Below are 16,871 nucleotides of genomic sequence, written 5' to 3' on the forward strand. Positions count from 1 at the left end.
GCCCCGCAAGTCTTTGACTTGCGGGGCTTTAACTGGAGGCGGGGGTCGGAATCGAACCGGCGTAGACGGATTTGCAATCCGCTGCATAACCACTTTGCTACCCCGCCGTTACCGGCGAACTGTCAGCTTACGCTGACCGTTATGAATTTGGAGCGGGAAACGAGGCTCGAACTCGCGACCTCAACCTTGGCAAGGTTGCGCTCTACCAACTGAGCTATTCCCGCAGGGTACGACAACAACAAATATCTATACGCTGGAGCGGGAAACGAGGCTCGAACTCGCGACCTCAACCTTGGCAAGGTTGCGCTCTACCAACTGAGCTATTCCCGCGTCGCACAATGCTATTGCAGAAGTTTTGGAGCGGGAAACGAGGCTCGAACTCGCGACCTCAACCTTGGCAAGGTTGCGCTCTACCAACTGAGCTATTCCCGCGTCGCATAACGCTATTGCAGAGGATTTGGAGCGGGAAACGAGGCTCGAACTCGCGACCTCAACCTTGGCAAGGTTGCGCTCTACCAACTGAGCTATTCCCGCATTCAAAACTGCCGCAATACTTCTGCTTTCTCTTCGCTGCTGCTGGAGCAGCGCTGAGAGATGCGAATTATAAGGATTTATCAGGCACTGTCAACACTTCAAACATCAATTTTTTTCCCGGAAAACTCCTTGGCGGCCATCCGAAGATAATAAACCATTGACCACAAAGTCAAAATCACCGCCAAAACCATGAAGGCGTTGCCCAAAATTAATGTGGAGACGCCGGGAAGCAGCGGCCCGGCATAGAGCAGCAATAGAATCGCCACCATTTGCGCCGTGGTTTTGAGCTTACCGATATAGGCCACCGCCACACTCTTGCGGGTGCCCATTTCCGCCATCCATTCGCGCAGCGCGGAAATCGCGATCTCTCGGCCGATGATGATCATCGCCATCCAGCCCTCGGTGCGCCCCATCTGCACCAGCAGGATCAAGGCCGCGGCGACGATCAGCTTGTCCGCCACCGGGTCTAGGAAGGCGCCGAAGGCCGAGGTCTGCCCCAGCTTGCGCGCCAGGTAGCCGTCCAGCCAATCGGTGATCGCCGCCAATGCGAAGATGGCGGCGCCTACCTGATTACGGCTTTGCAGCAGCAGAACGGAATCCGGCAAAAAGAAAACCGCTACGCAGATAGGGATCAGGGCAACCCTGAGCCAGGTCAGGAATATCGGCAAATTGAAGGGCATCGGTGTCAGTAATCTTATTGTTTGCGGCTCGGTCAAAAACTGCGCGTTCGCCCCAAGCCACAACGGGACGCACAGCGATGGTTACAGTGTATAAACGATGGCGCGCCGGCAATCAATGCAGCGCGTTGTAAATCTTCTCCGCCAGCGTGCGACTGATGCCGTCCACCTGAGCCAGATCGTCCATGCTAGCGGCGGCCACGCCGCGCAGGCCTCCAAAACGCATCAGCAGCTGTTGCCGCCGCTTGGCCCCCACCCCCGGAATCTCCTCCAATGTGGACGCGGTGCGCGCCTTGGCGCGCCGCGCGCGGTGGCCGGTGATAGCGAAGCGGTGGGCCTCGTCGCGCACCGTCTGGATCAAATGCAGCGCAGGATGGTCCTGCCTCAACTGCAGGCTCTTGTCCAGATACGGCAGGATCAACGTTTCCAGCCCCGGCTTGCGCTCTTCTCCCTTGGCGATGCCGACGATGGGCAGGTTCAGGCCGATTTCGGCGAACACCTCCAAGGCCACGCCCACCTGCCCTTTGCCGCCGTCGATGAACACGGCATCCGGCAACTTGCCCTCTCCCGCCGCCAGCTTGCCGTAGCGACGTGACAGAACTTCGCGCATCGCGGCGTAATCGTCGCCGGGCTTGGCGGTTTCAATATTGTAGCGCCGGTATTCGCTTGGCTGCATCGCGCCCTTGTCGTAGATCACACAGGAAGCCACCGTGGCTTCGCCCATGGTGTGGCTGATATCGAAGCATTCAAAGCGGCCTGCGCCCTCCAACTCCAATACCTCGTTGAGCTGGGTCAGCCGCTGGTTCTGGGTGGCTTTGCTGTTGGCCCGCTGCATGATGGCCAGCTCGGCGTTCTTTTCCGCCATTTCCAGCCATACCCGCCGCTCCCCTATGGGGTTGCTGGCGATGGCCAGCTTGCGCTCGGCTTGCCGCTCCAGGTGCTGACGCAAGGTATCGGAAATTTCGCCGTTGATGATGATGGCCGGCGGCAAGGGCGCGCCCAGATAATGCTGGGCCAGGAAGGCCTCCAGGCTGTCCGCCAGTTCGCCCTCCTCCCCGCTGACCGGGAAAAAGCTCTTGTCGCCCAAATGACGGCCGCCGCGAATCATCACCAGATTGACGCAAAGCATGCCTTCCCGCTGTGCCGCGGCCACCACGTCGCAATCTTGCTGGCTGGAGTTACTGGAAACGAACTGCTTCTCCTGCACCCGCGCCAGCGCCTGAATCTGGTCTCGCAGCTCCGCCGCCTGCTCGAACTCCATCGCCTCGGCCGCGGCCATCATGCGCTGGGTCAAACCGTCGATCAGCTCGCTCTGGCGGCCTTGCAGGAAAGCCACCGCGCTGGCCACGTCGCGCGCGTAGTCTTCCTTGGAGACATGATCGACGCAAGGGCCGGAACAGCGCTTGATCTGATACAGCAAACAGGGGCGGGAACGGTTGGCGAACACCGCGTCTTCGCAGGTGCGAAGCCGGAACACTTTTTGCAGGATCTGGATGCTTTCGCGCACCGCGTAGCCGTTGGGATACGGGCCGAAATACTGGTTCGGACGCTTGGGGTCGCCGCGGTAATAGGCCATCTGCGGAAATGCGTGGCCGGTCAGCATCAGATAGGGATAGGACTTGTCGTCGCGGAACAGAATATTGTAGCGCGGCGTCAATGCCTTGATCAGATTGTTCTCCAGGATCAGCGCTTCCGCCTCTGAGCGCGTAACCGTGGTTTCAATATCGGCGATCTGGCGCACCATCAGCTGGATGCGCGGTGATTGGTCGTTCTTCTGAAAGTAAGAGCTGACCCGCCGTTTCAAATCGATGGCTTTGCCGACATAAAGCACGCCGCCCGACGCGTCGAGCATTCGATACACGCCGGGCAGATTGGGCAGGGAGGCCAGTACCGCCTTGTAGTCAAAAACCGGTTTCGCCACTTATTTTCCACACCAGGTCTGCACATTGGCCTGCGCCTGGGCGATCAGCTCATTGCGCTGCGCGTCGGTGGCCAAGGCATTGGAACCCGGCATGCGGATGCGGCTATTGGTCTGCACCGAGGCCAGCTGATTGCGGGCGTTCTGGCAGTTCTGCTCGCGGATCTTGGCGTTGGCCTCCGCGACCTTGGCGTTCTCCGCGGCGATCTTGGCATTTTCCCCGCTCGCATCCTTGCCCATGGCCTTCTTGCTTTCCTTGGCCGGGGCCGGGGCCGAGGCCGGCGACGGCGCGCGCGTATTCATGCGGCGGGCGTTGGCGCTGGGCGGCGGCTGATCCGAATACACGGTTTTTCCGGCTTCGTCCTTCCATACGTAGACTTCCGCGCTGGCGGCGGAGGAGCCCAGCAAAGCCAGCAAAAAGGTCCATACTAAGGTTGACTTCATCATCGACTCCCTGACCCGAATTGCGCTGCAGATACTCAAATTGTAAGGCCTGCGCGGCCGGCCGGCAAAAAGGTAACAGGGTTGCGGGCGGAAAGCCCGTTTTTTTGCAATAGCGGCAATGCCTCGGTATAATGCCGCTTTGCCGCAAAGGAAACGCCAAGATGCGTATCATCGAGAAAGCCTATACTTTCGACGACGTTCTCCTCGTCCCGGCCCACTCTGAAGTTCTGCCGCGCGACGTAGTCCTCTCCACCAAGCTTACCCGCAACATCACCCTGAACCTGCCCTTGGTGTCCGCCGCCATGGACACGGTGACCGAAGCCCGTCTTGCCATCGCCATGGCTCAAGAAGGCGGTATCGGCATCGTGCACAAAAACATGGACCCCGCGAAACAAGCCAGCGAAGTGTCCAAGGTGAAACGCCATGAAAGCGGCGTGGTCAAGGATCCCATCACCATCGCCCCGGACATGCTGGTGCGCGACCTGGTGCTGCTGACCCGCCACCACAAGATTTCCGGCCTGCCAGTGATCGAAAACGGCAAGGTGGTCGGCATCGTCACCAACCGCGACTTGCGCTTCGAGACCCGCCTGGACCAGACCGTCGGCTCCATCATGACCCCGCGCGAGCGTCTGATCACCGTCAAGGAAGGCGCCAGCATCGACGAGGCCCGCGAGTTGATGCACACCCACCGCCTGGAACGCGTGCTGGTGATCAACGACGCCTGGGAGTTGAAGGGCCTGATCACGGTCAAGGACATCATCAAGACCAGCGAGCACCCCAACGCCAATAAAGACAGCCAAGGTCGCCTGCGCGTGGGCGCGGCCGTCGGCACCGGCGGCGACACCGAAGAGCGCGTGATCGCGCTGGTGAAGGCCGGTGTGGACGTGATCGTGGTCGATACCGCACACGGCCACAGCCAGGGCGTGATTGAGCGCGTGCGTTGGGTGAAGAAGAACTTCCCGCAAGTGGACGTGATCGGCGGCAACATCGCCACCGCCGCCGCCGCGATGGCGCTGGTTGACGCCGGCGCCGACGGCGTCAAGGTCGGCATCGGCCCCGGCTCCATCTGCACCACCCGTATCGTAGCCGGCGTGGGCGTACCGCAGCTGACCGCCATCCACAATGTATCCGAGGCGCTGAAGGGCACTGGCGTGCCGATGATCGCCGACGGCGGCATTCGCTTCTCCGGCGACATCTCCAAGGCGCTGGCCGCAGGCGGCAACTGCGTGATGCTGGGCGGCATGTTCGCCGGCACAGAGGAAGCCCCGGGCGAAGTCGAGCTGTTCCAGGGTCGTTCCTACAAGTCCTACCGCGGCATGGGCAGCTTGGGCGCGATGAGCCAGGGCTCGTCCGACCGCTACTTCCAGGATAATGAAGGCAATGTGGAAAAGCTGGTGCCGGAAGGCATCGAAGGCCGCGTGCCGTACAAGGGCTCCATCGGCCAGGTGATCCACCAGTTGGTGGGCGGCCTGCGCTCCTCGATGGGCTACCTTGGCTGCGCCACCATCGCCGACATGCACGCCAAAGCGGAGTTCGTGGAAATCACCTCCGCCGGCATTCAGGAATCTCACGTCCACGACGTGCAGATCACCAAGGAAGCGCCGAACTACCACGTATCCCGTTAAGACCCGACGTCGTCTGGCACCCTTTACGGCAAAACCCGCGCCAAACGGCGCGGGCTTTTTCATGGCTGAGCCACAAACGCGGTCAGAACGTGTTTCCGATCTCGCGAGCTAAGGCGAGACAAGGCGAAAACGAGCGAAAAAGCGGAATGTACAAGTGGTACATGAGCATTTTGAGCTCGTACTCACCGTGCAACGCTTCACGACGCGCAGCAGATCGTAAACAGGTTCTCAGGCCAGCGACAACATCAGCCGAGTGCGCAAGGCCGTGGGCGGATTGTCGTACGGCGAATTCAAATACTCTTCCACGCACGGCACGCCGCCAAGCGCGCGCCCGCTGTCGGGCAACCAGTGCCGGTACAGCCAGGACCAGACCGTCGACAGCTCCGCGTACGGCCCAAGATGCGTCACGCAAGCGTACTCTCCGGCGGGAATCTCCCCCCATTCAAACCCATCCGGCAGCGGCCGCTCCTCCCAGGAATCCGGCACAGTCACGCAGGCGATGGAGCGCAGCTTGGCCTCCTCCGTCTGTTCCGTGTCATCCAGATACATCCCGAATATGCGACCTGGCGCGTCGCCGACTGCGCAACCCGGGCTGATGGCCTGCAAAGCGCCGAAAGCTTGGCCGATTTCCATATAACTGCCGACATGGCGGCGCATCAGCACCTTCAGCCCCTTATCTTGCTTGAGCAATGTCACTTCATGCATAACGGTCTCCCAGTCTTGCCTAGAAATGAACGCTCTGCGCTGGCGATAGCGGCCCGGACTCTCACCGTAAGCCCTGGCGAAGGCCCGGACAAAGGCCGCAGTGCCGCCGTAGCCGGCGCGCGCCGCCACCCTCGACAAAGGCAGCGAGCCGCCGTTCAACTGTCCGGCCGCACGATGCAGCAACAACCGCTGCCGGGTCTCTCCCACCGTTTCGGCCATCAGGCCGCGATACACGCGGTGAAAGTGAAAGGGCGACAAGCAGGCCTCCTCCGCCAACCTTTCCAGCGGCACCGGCCCATCCAGATGACGCCACAAGTAGTCCAGCACTCGCAGCATCCGCCACAAATACGGCGAATCCGGGCCGCCGTTGCGATAGAGCGTTCTCATGAAGTGAGCTTATCCCGCATCGATTGATTCGTTTTGCTGAGTTGGCTGTTGCAACAGCAGCCATTGCATGCTTTGGCACACATCCACCACGAAATCCCACACCACGCGGTAGCGCAGCGTTCGGCGGATGTCGCTGCGGCCGCTGATCCAGTAAGAGCGGATGATGCGCAGCTCCGGCAGCAGTTGACGCAGCCGCGCGTCGTCGTAGGTCAGATAATACGGTAGCACCGCAATGCCGCCGTCGGCCAGCGCCGCCTGCTGCTGGCCCACCACGCTGGTGCAGCGCAGATTAATCAGCGGGTTGCGGCACAGGCCGCGGTGAAACATCAGTTCACGCGAGAACAGCAAGTCATCGACGTAGCCGACGATGGGATGCCCGGCCAGGTCCTCGCGCTCGCGGATGGGCTCATGCGCATCCAGGTAGGCCGGCGTCGCGTACAGGCCCAAGCAGTAATCGGTCAGCTTGCGCGTCACCACCATATTGGCCTGCGGCCGCTCCAGCGCGATGGCGATGTCCACCTCGCGGTTGGTGATGCTGACGAAGCGCGGCACCGACACCAGGTCGATCTCCAGCGCCGGATAGAGCGCCATCAGCCGCGGCAAGTGCCGCGACAAGAATAAGGAACCCAAGCCTTCCGGCGCGCCCAAGCGCACCAGGCCGGCCACCTCCACATGCCCCACCCTCGCCTCGTCCTGCATCCGGGACGCGGTGTTTTCCAGTTGCTCCGCCAGCGGCAGCAGCTGCCGGCCGGCCGCGGTCAATAGATAGCCGTCCGGTTGCTGCACAAACAGCGGCTGGCCCAACTGCCGCTCCAACTGTTCGATATGCCGGGCCACCGTCGCATGCGTGGTGCGCAGCTGCCTGGCCGCCGCCAACAGCTTGCCGCTGCGCTGCAAGGCCAGAAAATAACGGATGTCGTTCCAGTCGAACATCGCCCCCTCCCCCGCGTTTATGGTGCGCTTGCACACAATGATGACAAGCTTCAATTGCACCGCTGTTAGAAAACTAACAGCCATTGTTCCGCTCTGGCTATTCCCAGCCCGACCCGGCTTGATCTTATATGGTGGCGATACAGACGTCATAGGAAAGCGCGGCATGCAGGCATTGGCGGACACATTCGACTACATCATCGTCGGCGCGGGCAGCGCCGGCTGCCTGCTGGCCAACCGCCTGTCGCTCAATCCGCGGCACCGGGTGCTGCTGCTGGAGGCCGGCGGCGAGGATAATTATCCGTGGATACACATCCCGGTGGGCTACCTCTATTGCATCGGCAATCCGCGCACGGACTGGTGCCTGCGCACCGCGCCCGAGCCCGGCCTGGGCGGGCGCAGCCTCAACTACCCGCGTGGCAAAGTGCTGGGCGGCTGCTCCTCGATCAACGGCATGATCTATATGCGCGGCCAGGCCGCGGACTACGACGGCTGGGCAGCGCAGGGCTGCCCCGGCTGGAGCTGGGACGAAGTGCTGCCGGACTTTTTGCGCATGGAGGACCACTTCGACAGCGCCCGCGCCCAGCACGGCCACGGCGGCGAATGGCGGGTGGAACGGCAGCGGCTGTCCTGGGAAATTCTGGACGCCTTCCGCGACGCGGCGGAGCAAAGCGGCATCGCCCCGGTGGACGACTTCAACCGCGGCGACAACGCCGGCTGCGGCTATTTCGAAGTCAACCAGCGCGGCGGCCTGCGCTGGAACACCGCCAAGGCCTTTCTGCGCCCGGCGCGCCAGCGCCCCAACCTCACCGTGCTGACCCACGCCGAGGCGGAAACCCTGCTGCTGGAGGACGGCCGCGCCGCCGGTATGGTATTCCTGCAACACCGGCAGCGCTGGCTGGCGCGCTGCCGCGGCGAAATCATCCTGGCCGCCGGCGCCGTCGGCTCCCCGCTTTTGTTGCAGCGCAGCGGCATTGGTCCGGCCGCGCTGCTGCAAGAGCACGGCGTCGCCGTGCGCCACGCGCTGGCCGGCGTCGGCGCCAATCTGCAAGACCACCTGCAGCTGCGCATGGTGTTCAAAGTCAGCGGCGCGCGCACGCTGAACCAACTGGCCAATAGCTGGGCCGGCAAGCTGGCCATGGGCTGGGAATACCTGTGGCGGCGCAGCGGACCGCTGGCGATGGCCCCCAGCCAGCTGGGCGCCTTCGCCAAGTCCGATGTGGAGCAACCGCGCGCCAACCTGGAATATCACGTACAACCGCTGTCGCTGGAACGCTTCGGCGAACCGCTGCATCCCTTCCCCGCCTTCACCGCCTCGGTATGCGATCTGCGCCCGCTCAGCCGCGGCCGGATCGCCATCGGCGGCGCGGGGCTGGATGCCGCGCCGCTGATCCAGCCCAACTATCTCAGTCACCCGCAGGATCGCGCCGTCGCGGTGGCCGCGCTGCGGCTGACCCGACGCATCGTCGCCGCGCCGGCGCTCACGCGCTACCGGCCGGAGGAATACCTGCCCGGCCTCGCCGCCCAGAGCGACGAGGAACTAGCCGCCGCCGCCGGCCGCATCGGCACCACCATTTTCCATCCGGTAGGCACCTGCAAAATGGGACAGGATACCGACGCGGTGGTCGATGCCAGACTGCGCGTTCACGGACTATCCGGATTAAGAGTGGCGGACGCCTCCATCATGCCCTCCATCACCTCGGGCAACACCAATTCGCCTACGCTGATGATCGCGGAGAAAGCCTCCCGCATGATTTTGCAAGACCGCCCCGCGCCGGACTGAGCGGCGCTGCGCAACATCGCCCCCCCCCCAAACAGAGGAAGCCCACTTCCCGACCCACAACTTGTCGCAAAGCCACACCAAGAGGAGACAGCACCATGAGCAGCACCCTGACGCCCGCCGCCACGGCGGGACACACGATCAGCAGCTCCGAGCGCAAAGTGATCTTCGCCTCGTCGCTGGGCACCGTTTTCGAGTGGTACGACTTTTTCCTGTACGGCGCGCTGGCCGCGGTGATCAGTAAACAGTTCTTCGCCGGCGTCAATGAAACCACCGCCTTCATCTTCGCGCTGATGACCTTCGCCGCCGGCTTCCTGGTGCGGCCGTTCGGCGCGCTGCTGTTCGGCCGGCTGGGCGACATGATAGGCCGCAAATACACCTTTCTCGCCACCATCCTGATCATGGGCGTCTCCACCTTCCTGGTGGGCCTGCTGCCCGGCTACGCCAGCATAGGCATCGCCGCGCCCATCCTGCTGGTGGTGCTGCGCATGTTGCAGGGCCTGGCGATAGGCGGCGAATACGGCGGCGCGGCCATCTACGTGGCCGAGCATGCGCCGGACCACAAACGCGGCGCTTACACCAGCTGGATCCAGGTCACCGCCACTGCCGGCCTGCTGCTGTCCCTGCTGGTGATCCTGGCCTGCCGCAAACTCACCGGCCCGGCTTTCGACGACTGGGGCTGGCGCTTGCCCTTCCTGCTGTCGCTGGCGCTGCTGGCCATCTCCACCTGGATACGGCTGTCGATGCACGAGTCGCCGGCCTTCCTGAAAATGAAGGCCGAGGGCAAACACTCCAAGGCGCCGCTGACCGAGTCCTTCACCAACTGGAAGAATCTGCGCATCGTGCTCACCGCCCTGTTCGGCATCAACGGCGGCCAGGCGGTCACTTTCTACTGCGCGCAGTTCTATTCGCTGTTCTTCCTCACCCAAATCCTCAAGGTCGACTCACAGATCGCCACCCAGTTGCTGGTGGCTTCCCTGCTGATCGCCGCCCCGCTATTTCTGTACTTCGGCTACCTGTCCGACCGGATCGGCCGCAAGCCGGTGATGTTGACCGGCCTGCTGCTAGCGGCTCTGCTGACCTTTCCCGCCTTCAAATGGCTGACCGCCTACGCCAGCCCGGACATTGCCCACGCCGCGCGCCAAGCGCCAGTGGTGGTGGTGGCGGACCCGGCCAATTGCCGCTTCCAGTTCGATCCGGTGGGCAAGGCCAAGCTCAGCAGCAGCTGCGACCAGGCCAAGGCCCTGCTGGCCAAGAACGGCGTGCCTTACCAGCGCCAGGCGGCGCCCGCCGGCGGCGAAACCCAGATCAAGGTGGGCGAACAGACGCTGACCGGCTTCGACAAGGCCCAACTGCTGGCCGCGCTGAAGCAGGCCGGCTACCCGGACAAGGCCGACCCGGACAAGATCAACTACCCGATGGTGGTGGCGGTGCTGGTGCTGCTCAGCCTGATCGCCGCCATGGTCTACGGCCCGCTGGCCGCCACCATGGTGGAACTGTTCCCCACCCGCATCCGCTACACCTCGATGTCGCTGCCCTACCACATCGGCAACGGCTGGATAGGCGGCCTGTTCCCCACCGTGGCGTTCTCGCTGGTGGTCTACACCGGCGACATCCTCTACGGCTTGTGGTATCCGGTCATCGTCTACAGCGTCAGCTTCGTGGTCTGCCTGCTGGGCTTGAAGGAGACGCACCGCGCCGACATCCATCAATAAGACCCGCTAACAAAACCCCTGATCCCGCGTTGCGCCTCCTTGTCGTACTACGGGTACTGCCTGCGTCGGCGCGCCTTGGCTCAGGTGCGCTGTGCGGTTTTGTTAGCGGCTCTAATAGCCATCCCGCAGGCCGCGGCGCCGGCGTTTGATTGAGCGCTCACGCTGTCACACCATCCAAACACGGCGAACCTCCCGGTTCGCCGTGTTTCTGGGTAGACTGGGGCTTTCGTCCCACCGCCCGCGCCGCCATGCCGATTCAACGTCTCAGCCAGTCCGAAACCCTGATCCTCAACCGCCACCGCTATCATCTGCGCCGCTGGGGCCCGCGCGACGCGCCGCTCCTGGTGCTGCTGCACGGCTGGATGGACAGCTCCGCCACCTTCCAATTCCTGGTGGACGCGCTGCCGGACGGCTGGCAAGTGGCGGCGCCGGACTGGCGCGGCTTCGGCGACAGCGACTGGAACGACGGCAGCTACTACTTCCCCGACTACCTGGCCGACCTCGACGCGCTGCTGGACGCGCTGTCGCCGCAACAGCCGGTCAAGCTGCTGGGCCACAGCATGGGTTCGATGATCGCCGGCATCTACGCCGGCATCCGCCCCGAGCGCGTAGAAAAACTGGTGCTGGCCGAAGGCTTCGGCCTGGCCGCCACCAAGCCGGCGGAAGCGCCGGGCCGTTACGCGCGCTGGCTGCGCGAAACCCGCGACGCGCCGGAGTTCGGCGATTTGCAGTCACTGGACGCCGTGGCCGCCAAGCTATTGGAGCGCAACCCCAGGCTGATGCCGGAGCGCGCCCAATGGCTGGCGCGCGAGCTGACCCGCCAGCGGGACGACGGCCTCTACTACCGCGCCGACCCGCGCCACAAAATGGTCAACCCGGTGCTATACCGGCTGGAAGAAGCGATGGCCTGCTGGCAGCGCATCAGCGCGCCGGTGCTGTGGGCGCTGGGCGGCGACACCGACGACCACCCGCTGGCCAAGAGCGTGGCCGCCAGCATGCCGCAGCGGCGCGCCTGTTTCGCCAAATTGCAGGAAACCGTGATCGCCGACGCCGGCCACATGCTGCAATGGGAGCAGCCGGAAGCGCTGGCGGCGGCGATCCACGCGTTTTTCAGTCAGCCCCAATAAGAGCCGCTAAGAACCTGTTTACGATCTGCTGCGCGTCGACGATACGGCGTTGAACCCCGCTTCGAAATGCTCATGTACCACGAGTACATTCCGCTTTCTCAGCCGTTTTCGCCTTGTCTCGCCTTAGCTCGCGAGATCGTAAACACGTTCCAAGAAAACCTCGCAGAGAACCTGAGCCAAGGCGCGCCGACGCAGAAAACGAAGTTTCTGCGAAGCTACAGCACCCGTAGTACGACAAGGAGGCGCAACGCGGGATCAGGGGTTTTGTTGGCGGGTCTAAAAAAGCGCGGCCAAGCCGCGCTTTTCATGATTGACCTACCCAATCACACGCCTAGATAACGCCGCTCCAGATGCGCCTTGAAGTGCGCCGGGTTCAGTGTCTCTCCGGTGGCGCGCCGCACCAGTTCGTCCGTGCTCCAACGGCTGCCTTGGCTCCAGATATTGGCGTTCAACCAATCAAAAATAGGCTCCAGATTGCCGGCCGCCACCTTCGCGTCCAGCTCCGGTTCAGCGCGGCGCAGGCTGGCGAAATACTGCGCCGCGTACATCGCACCCAGCGTGTAGCTGGGGAAATAGCCGAAACCGCCGTCGGTCCAATGGATGTCCTGCATGCAGCCGTTGGTGTAATTGCCGCGGGTGTCCACGCCCAGATAGGCCATCATCTTTTCGTCCCACAGCGCCGGGATGTCCTCGGCCTCGATCTCGCCGTCCATCAGCGCGCGCTCGATCTCGAAGCGCAGGATCACATGCGCCGGATAGCACAGCTCGTCCGCGTCCACGCGGATGAAGCCCGGCTGCACCCGGCTGTACAGACACTGCAGATTCTCCAGCGCAAACGCAGGTTGCTCGCCGAAATGGCTGCGGATCAGCGGCGCGATCAACTGCAGGAAGGCCGGGCTGCGGCCCAGCTGCATCTCGAAGGACAGGCTCTGACTTTCATGGATGCCCATGGAGCGCGCGCGGCCCAGCGGCTGCTCCAGCCAGTCCTTGGGCAGGTTCTGCTCGTAACGGGCGTGGCCGGTTTCGTGGACGATGCCCATCAGGCTCTGGACGAAATCATCGTCGCGGTAGCGGGTGGTGATGCGCACATCCTCCGGCACCCCGCCGCAGAAGGGATGGCTGCTGACATCCAGCCGGCCGCCATCAAAATCGAAGCGCAGCAGTTTCATCGCCTCCACGCCCAGCGCGCGCTGCCGCTCCACCGCGAACGGCCCCAACGGCTCGATCACCGTTTCCGACGCCTGCTTGGCGCGCGCGCGGTCGATCAGGCCCGGCAGCCAGGATTTCACCTCGGCGAAAATGCGCTCGATCTCCGCGCTCTTCATCCCCGGCTCGTACTTGTCCATCAGCGCGTCATAGCGGCTGCCGCCGCTGGCCTCGGCCAGCAGACGACCCTCCTCGCGCGACAGCTTGACCACCTCGCGCAGGTTTTCCAGAAAACCCTTCCAGTCGTTGGCCGGGCGCTGGCTACGCCAGGCGTGCTCGCAGCGTGCGCCGGCCAGGGTCTTGGCCTCCACCAGCGCCGCCGGCAGCAGATTGGCCTGCGCCCATTCGCGGCGCATCTCGCGCAGATTGGCCCGTTGCAGCTCGTCCAGGTTTTCCTGCTCCGCCGCGTCCAGCTGCTCCTTCAACTGCGGCGCGGTGATGATGCCGTGGGTTAGCACCCCTAGCTCCGCCAGCGCGGCGGCGCGGGCGTCGTTGCCCTTGCTCGGCATCATCACCGCCTGGTCCCAGCCGGCGATGGCGCCAAGGTGACCAAAACGGTGCAGGCGAGCGAAAGTGTGGGTCAATGCCTGGTAGGCGGATGTGTGTGCCATCTTGTCTCCTCATCTAGTCGTAAAAGCATGATGCCATCAGACTATTTGATCTGACAACTTTCGCCCCAAAACCCGCCAAAGCCGCGTATTGACAAGCATTTTGATTTTGTACATTATCAACTCTCCATGACAAGCATGAGGTAAATTCATGCCATCCATCGCCGCCCAACTCTTTCTCGCCTACCAGGACCGCGACTGGGAGCGCGCGCGCCGCCTGCTGCGCGACGACGCCGTAATGCTGTGGCATTGCAGCGGCGAGTGCTTCCGCGGCGCGGACGCCATCGTCCACGTCAACCGCGTCTATCCGGAGGGCTGGAGCATCCGTCTGCTGCAAGACAATCTGCTGGCAGACGGCCGCTGGCATGTAGTGGCGCAGGTGGACCACGGCGAGTCGCGCTTCTTCGCCAACTCGCTATTCACGCTGGAGCACGGGCTGATCAGCCAGATCGAGGAATACTGGGCCAGCGCCGAAGCGCCGCCGGCCTGGCGCGTGGGCTTGCCGGGCTGGGCCAGGCTGGAAGCCGCGCAACCGGCCTGATCGGCGGAAGCCATGGCCAAGATCGTCGACAGGGACGGAAACCAAGGGAGACGCCATGACTGTTGAGAGCTATATCGCCCTGCGGGGCCACACACCGGAGCACACGGACCCCATACGCTTGGCCAAGGGCGCCCCGCTTCGGGTAGGCGAAAGGTACGAGGGCCTGGAAGGCTGGGAGAACTGGTACTTCTGCGAAACGCCGGAGCAAGCCGCCGGGGGCTGGGTGCCCGGCCAACTGATCGAATACATCGACGGCAAAGCGTTTGCCCTTGAAAGCTTCTCCACCCAGGAGCTGGCTATCCAAGCGGGCGAACGGCTGCTCGGTTCGAAAACCCTGAACGGCTGGTTGTGGTGTCGCCGGCTGGATGGCGAGGCATTCGGCTGGGTGCCGCTTAATATCCTGAAAGCGCAGTAAGGATCTATTTACGTTCTTTTTTGCAAATACGCTGGGGGTTAGATACGCAGGAAACCAAGTATCCGACTCGCCCCGGGTCCCTTCAAGCCTGCCGTTGGGTGGCAGGCCCGAGGTCTTAAGCGGCTGCCCTGTTTGAGCGATTTGACGTTAGCAAATTATCACTGAGCGAATCGAAGATTCGCACGTAGAGAGTTCAGCCGCGCCTCGGGCCTGACGGGCCCCAGCGGGAAGCCGTAGGCCAGGCTTGCAGGGTGGCCTTTAGGAGTGGAGAGGATATTTGGCCAAGCAAATATCCTTTCTCTGCCTTATTCCCTCGCGACGCTGCGCTTGCCTCGCTCGGTCAGTGCAGCCCCGGCAATGAAAATCATCATCCGCGCAGCGGATTCAAACCTAGTACAGATCATGAACAGGCCGCTTGGTAAACGTCTCTATATAGCCGATAACTCCCTGGCTTCAACCGATGGCGCTAGCTTGCCCTCCACGCAGCCATCCTTTAGCTTGGCCTAGGGGCACAAGCTGCCGTACGGCCTAGCCGTGCCGACTAACCTTGGAGGTCGGGTTCCAAACGACAGTCTTGTGTCCCAAATCCTCCCCCACCCCGCCGCCTTGACCCCTCCCACCTCTGCCGCCACAATAGCGCGGTGCCGGCCGAATACCGGCACTGGGTTTGGAACCCCATCTACACGTACGGCGAACTGGCCGCTCTTGCGGCCATTGTTCATGCAGTCTGCACGCCCATAAGGCGGGCGCGGACAGCAAGGACGGCGTTTGCCGTGCCGATTTCGTACGTGGTCGGTGTTCCAACCTTGCAGTCTCGTGCCCGCCAATCCCGATTGGAACCGGGAAGTGGGTTGATCTCACGTAGCAGAATGCAGGAGCAACAATATGTCCCAAACCCTACCCCCTCGCCGTTTCTACCGGCTCAAGCCCCACGAAAACCAGGCGACCCAACTGCCCTTCGTCCGTTATCTGCCGCATCGCGGCCAGCCCCATCACTGGCAGATGCCGCCCGCCGACGACTATGTCGACGCCTGCGCCTATGGCCGCGAATGCGCCGCCCACCTGGCCCAGTTCTTCAAGGACCAGCCGCATAGGCTGAATCAGGGACTGCTCGGCAAGATCGCCCGCGATGTGGATTTCAAGGACCCCGGCCACGCCCGCGGTTATTGGGTGGGCTTTTTCAGCTATGCCGAGCAGTTGATGGCGCTAGGCGCGCTGCGCTGCGACGTGTACGCCCATGTGGACAGCGTGCACGCCTTACAGCAGGCGCAAACGCAGAAGTCGGAACTGGAAGGCAAGGCGCCGTCGCGCAATAGCTAAGAACCTGTTTACGATCTGCTGCGCGTCGACAGGATGGATAGAAAAGGGCGTTGAAATCCGCTTCGAAATGCTCATGTACCATATGTACATTCCGCTTTCTCAGCGGTTTTCGCCTTGTCTCGCCTTAGCTCGCGAGCTCGTAAATAGGCCCTAAGATAGTTCGCAGCAAGCGGGAAGGTTCGCCTTCCCGCCTCAAGCCGCCGGCTGGCCGGCGTTGCGCGCCTGGGCTTGCGGGAATTGATGCCAGTAATAGAAGTATTCGCGCACCAGCATCAGGAAGGTGTTTTTCAGTTCCGCCTCGCGCAGATGCAGCAGCACCGCGTCCACCATCATGCGGAAGCTGTCGCCCTGGATGGGCTGGCCGTCCAATAGATAAAGCAGGGATTTGAGCAGGCGCTCGCGCAGATGGATGTCCGGCTCGGACATGCCGTCCTCGAACAGCTTGCCCAGGTACAGGCCCAGCGACGGCGGAAAGCGGGAAAAACCGTCGCGCTCCATCCGCGTCAGCAAGCTTTCCCAATCCGCTTCCAGCCATACCCGAACATTGCGCACCGAGAAACCGCTGCGCGCGGTGATCTCCACCACTTTCTTGGTATCGCCCAGCCAGAAATAATAGAACTCGCGAGTACAGGTCAGCGCCAGCACCTGCTCGTCCGGCGCACAGGTCTGCAGCAAACGTTCACAAGGGCCGCGGAAGCCTTCCGCGCTGCGCTCGACTCCGTCCAGCCAGGGCAGCAGCAGTTCCAGAATGCGACGCCGCTCGTCCACGACCTGGGCCGGCGCGCCCTGACGCGCCAGCAATCGCATATAAGCCTCCAGCGCCGCCTTCAAATCGCTCATGCCCTTCCCCAGCCCTCCCGAATGTCGTTCCGGTCTTACCCTTCCCCTCGCCGCTCGCGCTCTTCGGCACTACGGGCGGACTGTTCTTATTTTCGGACA

At 62.9% G+C, this 16,871-nt stretch carries 14 protein-coding genes and 5 tRNA genes; 7 read left to right on the plus strand and 12 right to left on the minus strand.

All coding sequences use genetic code 11. The features are described from left to right. Positions 1–33: 33 nt before the first annotated feature. From GYH29_RS17410 to GYH29_RS17445, 8 genes are all read right to left on the minus strand, one after another. Positions 34–107: transfer RNA gene (locus GYH29_RS17410), tRNA-Cys, on the minus strand. A gap of 41 nt (positions 108–148) precedes the next feature. Further along, a tRNA-Gly gene (locus tag GYH29_RS17415) sits at positions 149–224 on the minus strand. A 30-nt stretch (positions 225–254) separates the two neighbouring features. Next, positions 255–330 (minus strand) — tRNA-Gly (locus GYH29_RS17420). A 26-nt stretch (positions 331–356) separates the two neighbouring features. After that, positions 357–432 (minus strand) — tRNA-Gly (locus tag GYH29_RS17425). 26 nt (positions 433–458) lie between these two features. Continuing rightward, a tRNA-Gly gene (locus tag GYH29_RS17430) sits at positions 459–534 on the minus strand. A 98-nt stretch (positions 535–632) separates the two neighbouring features. After that, positions 633–1,214, minus strand: coding sequence for a CDP-diacylglycerol--glycerol-3-phosphate 3-phosphatidyltransferase (pgsA, locus tag GYH29_RS17435; protein ID WP_019100077.1), 582 nt, complete (start codon positions 1,212–1,214; stop codon positions 633–635). 112 nt (positions 1,215–1,326) lie between these two features. Then, entirely contained in the window at positions 1,327–3,132 is a 1,806-nt protein-coding gene (gene uvrC, locus GYH29_RS17440) for an excinuclease ABC subunit UvrC (RefSeq protein ID WP_161524184.1), read from the minus strand. Further along, positions 3,133–3,573, minus strand: a complete 441-nt coding sequence (locus GYH29_RS17445; RefSeq protein WP_161524185.1) for a DUF4124 domain-containing protein — start codon at positions 3,571–3,573, stop codon at positions 3,133–3,135. A gap of 161 nt (positions 3,574–3,734) precedes the next feature. Between GYH29_RS17445 and guaB the strand changes: the two genes are divergently transcribed. Next, complete coding sequence (gene guaB, locus GYH29_RS17450; protein WP_019100074.1) at positions 3,735–5,198, plus strand: IMP dehydrogenase; 1,464 nt, start codon at positions 3,735–3,737, stop codon at positions 5,196–5,198. A 228-nt stretch (positions 5,199–5,426) separates the two neighbouring features. Here guaB and GYH29_RS17455 read toward each other — a convergent pair whose 3' ends face one another. After that, on the minus strand, positions 5,427–6,290 hold the full coding sequence (locus GYH29_RS17455) for an AraC family transcriptional regulator (protein ID WP_019100073.1): 864 nt from the start codon (positions 6,288–6,290) through the stop codon (positions 5,427–5,429). Positions 6,291–6,299: 9 nt separating this feature from the next. Continuing rightward, complete coding sequence (locus GYH29_RS17460) at positions 6,300–7,223, minus strand: LysR family transcriptional regulator (RefSeq protein WP_019100072.1); 924 nt, start codon at positions 7,221–7,223, stop codon at positions 6,300–6,302. A gap of 163 nt (positions 7,224–7,386) precedes the next feature. Between GYH29_RS17460 and GYH29_RS17465 the strand changes: the two genes are divergently transcribed. The 3 genes from GYH29_RS17465 (at position 7,387) to GYH29_RS17475 (ending at position 11,842) form a co-directional block, all read left to right on the plus strand. Continuing rightward, positions 7,387–9,003: a GMC family oxidoreductase gene (locus tag GYH29_RS17465; protein WP_161524186.1), complete on the plus strand. Its 1,617-nt coding sequence runs from the start codon at positions 7,387–7,389 to the stop codon at positions 9,001–9,003. A gap of 95 nt (positions 9,004–9,098) precedes the next feature. Beyond that, the gene (locus GYH29_RS17470) at positions 9,099–10,715 is read left to right on the plus strand and encodes an MFS transporter (RefSeq protein WP_019100070.1); all 1,617 of its coding nucleotides are present in this window, start codon (positions 9,099–9,101) and stop codon (positions 10,713–10,715) included. A 248-nt stretch (positions 10,716–10,963) separates the two neighbouring features. Continuing rightward, positions 10,964–11,842 carry an alpha/beta fold hydrolase gene (locus GYH29_RS17475; RefSeq protein WP_043590963.1) on the plus strand — a complete coding sequence of 293 codons (879 nt, stop codon included), beginning with the start codon at positions 10,964–10,966 and terminating at the stop codon, positions 11,840–11,842. Between the two features lie 323 nt (positions 11,843–12,165). Here the strand turns inward: GYH29_RS17475 and GYH29_RS17480 are convergent, their stop codons facing one another. After that, positions 12,166–13,659, minus strand: a complete 1,494-nt coding sequence (locus GYH29_RS17480) for a carboxypeptidase M32 (protein ID WP_161524187.1) — start codon at positions 13,657–13,659, stop codon at positions 12,166–12,168. 148 nt (positions 13,660–13,807) lie between these two features. Here GYH29_RS17480 and GYH29_RS17485 point away from each other — a divergent pair, with 148 nt between their 5' ends. The 3 genes from GYH29_RS17485 (at position 13,808) to GYH29_RS17495 (ending at position 15,932) form a co-directional block, all read left to right on the plus strand. Then, positions 13,808–14,197 (plus strand): nuclear transport factor 2-like protein, encoded by a 390-nt coding sequence (locus GYH29_RS17485; protein ID WP_052052003.1) that lies wholly within the window; start codon positions 13,808–13,810, stop codon positions 14,195–14,197. Between the two features lie 55 nt (positions 14,198–14,252). Continuing rightward, positions 14,253–14,612: an SH3 domain-containing protein gene (locus tag GYH29_RS17490; RefSeq protein ID WP_043590957.1), complete on the plus strand. Its 360-nt coding sequence runs from the start codon at positions 14,253–14,255 to the stop codon at positions 14,610–14,612. An 885-nt stretch (positions 14,613–15,497) separates the two neighbouring features. Next, positions 15,498–15,932 carry a hypothetical protein gene (locus GYH29_RS17495; protein ID WP_043590955.1) on the plus strand — a complete coding sequence of 145 codons (435 nt, stop codon included), beginning with the start codon at positions 15,498–15,500 and terminating at the stop codon, positions 15,930–15,932. 192 nt (positions 15,933–16,124) lie between these two features. Here the strand turns inward: GYH29_RS17495 and GYH29_RS17500 are convergent, their stop codons facing one another. Further along, complete coding sequence (locus tag GYH29_RS17500; RefSeq protein WP_019100634.1) at positions 16,125–16,772, minus strand: hypothetical protein; 648 nt, start codon at positions 16,770–16,772, stop codon at positions 16,125–16,127. Positions 16,773–16,871 lie beyond the last annotated feature (99 nt).

Source organism: Chromobacterium haemolyticum (genome assembly GCF_009936155.1).
GTDB classification, from domain to species: domain Bacteria; phylum Pseudomonadota; class Gammaproteobacteria; order Burkholderiales; family Chromobacteriaceae; genus Chromobacterium; species Chromobacterium haemolyticum.